Annotated in this window: 6 protein-coding genes; 4 read left to right on the forward strand and 2 right to left on the reverse strand. The window is 62.2% G+C overall.

What is annotated here, in order from left to right; translation table 11 throughout:
* Positions 1 to 725: 725 nt before the first annotated feature.
* Together JNL55_RS34270 and JNL55_RS34275 are read right to left on the reverse strand one after the other, a co-directional pair.
* Entirely contained in the window at positions 726 to 1,196 is a 471-nt protein-coding gene (locus tag JNL55_RS34270; RefSeq protein WP_293865467.1) for a hypothetical protein, read from the reverse strand.
* A gap of 55 nt (positions 1,197 to 1,251) precedes the next feature.
* Positions 1,252 to 1,788 carry an RNA polymerase sigma factor gene (locus JNL55_RS34275; RefSeq protein ID WP_293865470.1) on the reverse strand — a complete coding sequence of 179 codons (537 nt, stop codon included), beginning with the start codon at positions 1,786 to 1,788 and terminating at the stop codon, positions 1,252 to 1,254.
* Positions 1,789 to 2,478: 690 nt separating this feature from the next.
* On the opposite strand from JNL55_RS34275, the gene JNL55_RS34280 reads away from it, so the two are divergent.
* From JNL55_RS34280 to JNL55_RS34295, 4 genes are all read left to right on the forward strand, one after another.
* Positions 2,479 to 2,715 (forward strand): hypothetical protein, encoded by a 237-nt coding sequence (locus JNL55_RS34280; protein WP_293865473.1) that lies wholly within the window; start codon positions 2,479 to 2,481, stop codon positions 2,713 to 2,715.
* A gap of 105 nt (positions 2,716 to 2,820) precedes the next feature.
* The gene (locus JNL55_RS34285; protein WP_293865476.1) at positions 2,821 to 4,083 is read left to right on the forward strand and encodes a TolC family protein; all 1,263 of its coding nucleotides are present in this window, start codon (positions 2,821 to 2,823) and stop codon (positions 4,081 to 4,083) included.
* Positions 4,076 to 5,632, forward strand: coding sequence for an efflux RND transporter periplasmic adaptor subunit (locus JNL55_RS34290; protein ID WP_293865479.1), 1,557 nt, complete (start codon positions 4,076 to 4,078; stop codon positions 5,630 to 5,632). Before JNL55_RS34285 ends, JNL55_RS34290 begins: the two co-directional genes overlap by 8 nt.
* The coding region (locus JNL55_RS34295; protein ID WP_293865482.1) for an efflux RND transporter permease subunit at positions 5,629 to 6,136 on the forward strand (508 nt) is incomplete at its 3' end. The genes JNL55_RS34290 and JNL55_RS34295, both read left to right, overlap by 4 nt.

The following is a 6,136-nucleotide window of genomic DNA, read 5'->3' on the forward strand; positions in this document are numbered from 1 at the left end:
CGGCTCGTGTGCACTTTGAGCACCTCTGTGGAACTCGTAGTGGACCATGCACTCGCCGTGCTCAGTACGGTTGCGGACACGATACAGCGATCGCTGTCTTCCGCATGGGGGAAAGGTGATGAATTGACATGGCTCGCCTCATTGAACGGACTGTATGAAGGCCAATCGAATTGGCCCGACCCGTGTCAGTAGACGATCGCTCCGTGGGTTGCAGCGGTCGTCGAGGCGATCTGCGATCTATCTGAGCAAACGACCGAGGAGCAGATAGATGGGTTCGGTGTTGCCCGCATGCGCAAGCGGGCGCGGGGAAATCGGAAGACGGATCCGTAATGACCGCGCTGTCGCTTGCACTTTGAAGGTGCTGAGCAACGGCCGATCGGGTGGGGTCAGTCTCCGCCGGACTTACAGTAGCGCTGCCGGCGTTGGTGACAATGGAACAATACCTATTGCCCGACCCACTGAGCACCGCGTCCGCAACGCAATTGCGCGGTTGCGGGCAGGGATGCGATCCGTCAGTGTTGCAACAGCAGGCGAGCGGTGGGACCTCGCCACTCATCCTGCAGCTGCAGTCCGTCGTGACCCACGACAGGCTCAGCGTGATCAGAATGAGAAGCAACTGGCCTCGCGCTCACCGCATCACCAAGACCTTGAGCGAACTCCGGGATCGGGCTCCAATGTTTCTATCCGTGAAAGTTGCAGCCGACAGCTTTGCGGACGGCCAACACCTAAATAGCCGCGCGAAGCCGAACCAAGGCGGCAACGATCGCGCCCGTTGCAATGTAGGCAGTGGAAAGTCCGATCGAAGCAACGAGGCCGACATCCAGCGAACCCAGTGCCGCAATGATCAATGCAACACTCGCCGTCGCGAGCCAAACAAACAATCCAGCTCGTCCATAGCCCAGTTGGTATCCCATCCATACGCCCGCGAGCGAGCCGCCGAGTACGCAAATGGTGATGCAGAGTGGCGAATTTGGTGAGCAACCCACCTGCATCAATGCGATGCTGACCAGCAGGGGAAGCATGCCCGACTTCAGGCCAACATCCACCGCCTGTACGCCGCGCCGATCCAGCCAGCGCAAAGTCACTGCGAGACCCACGACGAGCAGGGCCAGAGATGCGCACGCCTTCGGATTCGTGCTCAACATCGTGCAGACCGCACCGAGCGGCAATAAGAAAAACAGCACGCGCGATGACATTCGCAACCTGCCGAGTTCATAAGCGCGCAGTGCGCGTCGGTGAAGCAGCTCCTGATCAACCATAAAACGTGCTCCACATGCCCCGGAGCTTGCTAAGTGCACGCTGACGGCGTTTGCGAATCGCAGTGCCGCTGAGCGCGACATCGAAGGATCCCTCACCGATGCCGAGTAGCGCGCGGTCCGCATCGCTGAGCTCACCCAGCGCACCCGCCAGCATGGTTGAGACCTCCTCGTCGATGATCGAATCGATGGGTGAAGGTGCCGTGTCGGCCGGCTCCGCGTCCTCCGCGATCGGCGGAACTTCTCGGCGTCGCTGCAGCCGTCGCAGATGAGTTCGGACCTCGAACGCAGTGATCGCATAGATCCAGGTCAGACCATCGCGGCTGCGGTCATAGTCGGCGATGCGAGAGGCGATCTTCACGAAAACCTCTTGGGCGATGTCTTCGGCGTCCGCGCCCTCCCGCACGGTCCGCCGGGCGAATGCCAGGACCACTGGCCACAGATCAGTCATCAGAATGGCGAACGCCGAGCGATCTCCATCGGCCAGGCGCGCCAGGGTGTTACTGATAGCGGTTCGGCGGGCTGCGTCCATCGGGTGATGGATTGTCTCACAGAGCACCGCGCGATCTGACCAGTCTCCTGGAGTTAATAGGCGGCAGGGCGCCGAACGTGACCAACCCCGCAGCGTGAACGATCACGATCCTTATCCGTCACGCTTGGGCAGTTGGTGCCTATTGTAGGGAACGGACCCTTTGGGTCGAGAATCCTCCAACGTGCATATGTGGCGCCGTTACGCAATCTTGAGCGTTTTGCTGCTCAGTCTGTGGGGAACCGTTGCTACGGCGGCCTCGTGCGCTTTCATGGCGCAGGGTGCCGACTGCTGCCCTGGCGGCGAGCCTTGTCAGACAGACGCCGTACCTACGGCTGTGGTCTCAGCCCGAACTCCCTGCTGCAGCGCGCGTCCCTTACCGACTGGCTCGACAGCCGCCGTTGAGGGCCAACGGGATGTTCGTGTGGCGGATCCCATGCCGCCCGAGCACGCCAATGCGCCTGTACCTGCGTTTCCGGGTTCGTTTTTGGCTCCGCGCGAGCGAACGACACTCGCCGTCGCTTCCCCCATCCAGGTCCGCCACCCGCAGGTCTATCTGCTCACCGGTCGGCTGCGACTCTAATCGCGCACCTCACGCGGACTGACTGTTTAGTCCGTGCTTGCTTCGCTGACTGACGTGCATGCGGCTCGTGCCGTGGCACGTCATGTCCCCGAAACTTTGAGGTGATTGCAATGAATACTCGCAACCGTTTTCGCCGTTCCGCCTTCGCCGTGATGATCGCTGCTGCTCTATCGGTCTGGCTGCAACCGGCAATGGCAGCAAACTCGCTAACACCGGCTCGTCACCAAATGGATGCGCAGGATCGCGATATGCGCCTGTGCAAGACGTACGTGCGTGAGCACCACGGGCACCCTGGCAAGGGTGTGCATGTCGTTACAGTCGTGGACCGGTGCCTCAAGCACACATGAGTGCACAATGCTCGACCACGTCGGCAGCGTCCAAAAAGCTGCCGGCGGTGTTGCCCACCGTCAGAGACCATCCGTCGGCTTAGAGATCCGAGGGCACCTGTTCACATGAAAAATCACAAACGGATATTCGTGCTAACTGCCGCCTTACTGTTTGCCACGTGGGCTCACGCGCAGTCGGATGCACTCACGCTAGACCGCGCGGTCGAGCTTGCCGTTGAGCGAGCACCGCAGATGCAGGCCAGAGCGGCGGCGCTCGACAGCGCGCAAGCTCAGGCGGTGAGCGCGGGCCGGTTGCCTGATCCGGAGCTGGTGCTTGGCGTCGAGAACCTGCCAGCCACGGGTGCGGATGCTTGGTCGTTCGATCGGGACTTCATGACGATGCAGAAGACCGGCGTCATGCAGGCGTTTCCCAACGGCGCGAAGCGTTCATCCCAGCGCGAACGCGCCGCGGCCTCAGTTGCGCTGGCGCAAAGTCAGTCACAACAAACGCGCCTGGAGACGGCGAGAGCGGCCGCAACCGCATGGATCGATTCCTATGCCGCCGACCTCGTACTCACGAAGCTGCGGGCACTGAAGCCGGAAGTTACATTGCAAGCTCAGGCCGCTCGCGCGATGCTGGCTAGCGGGCGCGGTTCCACCGTCGATGCCCTGGCCGCCCAAGACGCGATCAGCGAACTGGACAATCGCCTGCTCGATGCCCAGCGCGAAGTTCGCATGGCACGCGCGGAGCTGGCGCGTTGGATCGGCGCGGCGTCAGATCAAGCTCTGGCGGATGCGCCTTCGCTTCGTGAATTGCCCACCTCGCGCGAGCAGTTGTTCGCATCGCTGCATCGACATGGAGCGCTCCTCACGTTCGATGCCCAACGAGCGCTCGCGCAGAGTGAAATTGACTTGGCGCGTGCCGAGAAGCGTCCTGATTGGAGCGCGGAGCTTTCCTACGCCAAGCGCGGCGATGCGTTCTCCGACATGGTCTCGCTGCAGGTTCGTATCGGCCTGCCACTCTTCAGTCGGTATCGGCAGGATCCGATGATCCGAGCCAAACACGCCGAGTTGTCACAACTCGAAGCGGACCGCGAAGTGCAGTTGCGTATGCATACCGCCGAGATCACGCGCGAGCTCGCGGCGTGGGATGCAGCTCGCCAACGTATCGAGCTATACGAGCGTGAGCGGATTCCGCTTGCTCGGCAGCGCTCGCAAGCGGCGTTGGCCGGATTTCAAGCAGGTCGCGTCGAGTTTGTTTCCGTGCTGGCAAGCCAGGTCGCCGAAATCGAAATACAGCGCGACCATGCGGAGTTGCTCACGGCACTCGGCCGAGCCTGGGCCTCTCTGAAGTATCTCGAACCTGGGCAGGAATCGTCCCATGAGTAGTCGTCGATGGATTGCGGCCGTCATCGCCGCACTGATCGTCGGACTGGCACTCGGCTGGATCATCAGCCGCGAGCGCTCGAACGATGCATCAGCTCAACAAGGGGCTTCGCCATCGCAGCAAGCGTCGCCGAATAAGGACCGCAAGGTCCTGTATTGGCACGATCCCATGGTGCCCGGACAGAAATTCGATAAGCCTGGCAAGTCTCCCTTCATGGACATGGATCTTGTCCCTGTTTACGCCGATGTAGCGCAAGATGGCGGGGGCGTGCGCATCAAGGCCAACGTCGCTCAGAACTTAGGCATCCGCGTCGGCAAGGTGGAAAAGGCGGCATTGGGGCAGCGGCTCATTGCTGCGGGCAACGTGACATTCGATGAGCGGCTGCTCGAGCTCGTACAGGCGCGCGTCAATGGCTATATCACGCGTTTGTATGTGAAGGCGCCGCTTGAGCATGTGCGCCGTGGTCAGCCGCTTGCCGACATTCTCGCGCCGGAATGGCAGGCCGCCCAGCAGGAATACGTCGCGTTGCTCGATGCGAACGCGGCGTCGGCACCGTTGATTCGCGAGGCGGCACGTCAGCGGCTCGTGGTGCTCGGCGTCCCCGAGGCGACGATTCTTGCGATCGACGCGGATCGCAAAGTGCGTCCCACAACTACAATCTTCGCGCCCATCGACGGGGTGGTGAGCGAACTCTCAGTGCGCGAGGGCTCGGCGTTCATGGCCGGCGCGCCCCTGTTTCGGATCAATGGTCTCACGTCGGTGTGGGTCCATGCGCAAGTGCCCGAAGCGCAGGTCTCCGTCGTTCCGAGGGGTGCCAAGGCAACCGCACACGCGATCGGTTGGCCGGGGGAGACGTTCGATGGCCGCGTGATTGCGCTCTTGCCCGAGGTCGACCCTGAAACCCGGACGCTGACCGCCCGCGTGGCGTTCGACAACCCGCAGGATCGGCTTGCGCCGGGCATGTACGTCTCCGTCGAGTTCGCGGCGCCAAAGGAGGAACCGCGGCTGCTGGTGCCGAGCGAGGCGGTGATCAGAACGGGTGAACGCTCAGTGGTCGTCGTGGCGCGCGAGGGCGGCGGCTTCGATGTCGCGAACGTCACCGTGGGTGCGGAGGTGGAGGGCAAGTCGGCGATTCTGTCGGGGCTGGAGGAAGGCCAGTCGGTCGTTGTTTCGGGGCAGTTCCTCATCGACTCGGAGGCGAGTCTCAAGTCTACCGTCACGCGCCTGGAGACCGCGGTCGGACCGCCAGCAGCGCAGACACTCGCAGTCGATGTCTCGCGGACGACGCATCCCCTGACGGAGGGCACGATCACAGCGATCAAGCCCGATGAGATCACGATTGCCCACGAGGCGGTACCCACGCTCGATTGGCCGCCGATGACCATGGGTTTCAAGCGACCCGAACAGGGAGTGCCGGACGATCTCAAGGTCGGTGATCGCGTCAGTTTCTCATTCACGAAGACCGCGCAGGGCGGCTTCCAGATCGAGAGCATCACGCCACTCGATGAGCACGATGCTTCCGCGAGAGACAACGAGGAGAGGCCGCGATGATCGCGCGTCTGATCCGTTGGTCATTGGAAAGTCGCTTTCTCGTCCTGCTCGCGACCGTGTTTGTGCTGGCGTGGGGCGTGTGGGCGCTTCAGCGTACGCCGGTGGATGCATTGCCGGACTTGTCGGATGTGCAGGTCATCATCCGCACCCAGTACCCGGGACAGGCGCCGCGTATCGTTGAAAACCAGGTCACGTACCCGCTGACCACGACGATGCTCTCGGTACCCGGCGCGAAAACCGTTCGCGGCTATTCCTTCTTTGGCGATTCCTTCGTGTATGTGCTGTTTGAAGACGGCACGGATCTGTATTGGGCGCGCTCGCGCGTGCTCGAATATTTGAGCCAGATCCAGGAGCGGCTGCCGCGCACCGCGCGGCCGTCGTTAGGCCCGGATGCGACCGGGGTCGGCTGGATCTATGAGTACGCGCTCGTCGATCGCAGTGGCCGCCACGACATTTCGCAATTGCGTGCGATTCAGGACTGGTTCCTGAAGTATGAACTGAAGA

Origin of the sequence: Steroidobacter sp., from assembly GCF_016790065.1 — a bacterium.
In the GTDB taxonomy this organism is placed as follows: Bacteria; Pseudomonadota; Gammaproteobacteria; order Steroidobacterales; family Steroidobacteraceae; genus Steroidobacter.

What these genes read in the sequence shown, in the direction of transcription:
- JNL55_RS34290 (WP_293865479.1), top strand. Translation starts at nt 4,076, where the DNA reads ATGAGTAGTCGTCGATGGATTGCGGCCGTCATCGCCGCACTGATCGTC.
- JNL55_RS34270 (WP_293865467.1), bottom strand. Translation starts at nt 1,196, where the DNA reads ATGTCATCGCGCGTGCTGTTTTTCTTATTGCCGCTCGGTGCGGTCTGC.
- JNL55_RS34275 (WP_293865470.1), bottom strand. Translation starts at nt 1,788, where the DNA reads ATGGACGCAGCCCGCCGAACCGCTATCAGTAACACCCTGGCGCGCCTG.
- JNL55_RS34285 (WP_293865476.1), top strand. Translation starts at nt 2,821, where the DNA reads ATGAAAAATCACAAACGGATATTCGTGCTAACTGCCGCCTTACTGTTT.
- JNL55_RS34280 (WP_293865473.1), top strand. Translation starts at nt 2,479, where the DNA reads ATGAATACTCGCAACCGTTTTCGCCGTTCCGCCTTCGCCGTGATGATC.